The organism is Polaribacter sp. BAL334, assembly GCF_015767435.1.
GTDB lineage: Bacteria > Bacteroidota > Bacteroidia > Flavobacteriales > Flavobacteriaceae > Polaribacter.
Genome location: NZ_JADWOV010000057.1, coordinates 1 through 535, shown reverse-complemented (window position 1 = coordinate 535; position 535 = coordinate 1). Strand labels below are relative to the sequence as shown.

The 535-nt window shown below is 37.9% G+C and carries 1 protein-coding gene; it reads right to left on the bottom strand.

Annotated elements, in window-relative coordinates; genetic code table 11:
• Window positions 1–535: amidohydrolase family protein (locus tag IU405_RS00315; protein ID WP_197436677.1), on the bottom strand; the 535-nt coding region annotated here is incomplete at both ends.

Genomic DNA, 535 nt, shown 5'->3' with positions numbered 1-535 from the left:
TATACGTACCATGTTCTATGGTTTTTACACCGCCCAAAATAGCTCTTTTCATACCTTCATCTCCATGTGCGTGTGCAGCTACAAACATTCCATAATCCTTAGCAGTTTCGCAAATTGCTTTGATTTCTTCAATGGTAAATTGTGGATTGTCACCCGATTTTGCTACACTTAACACGCCTCCAGTTGCTGTAATTTTTATCCAATCTGCGCCATTTTTATAACGCTGTCTTACCGCTTTTTTAGCATCGTCAATAGAATTTACAACACCTTCTTTTGGCCCTGGATCACCAATAAAAAGTTTATTCCCACCATTTGTTGGGTCTGCATGACCACCTGTAGTTGCCAATGATTTTCCTGCTGTAAAAACTCTTGGACCAGGAATTTTACCTTGATCTATGGCATTTCTGATAGCAATATTTACACCTGTTCCACCCAAATCTCTAACAGTTGTAAAACCGTTTAATAACGTAGTTTTGGCAAATCCAACAGAATTAAAAGCGACATCTGCTTCATTTAAAATGTATTTCTCCAATTG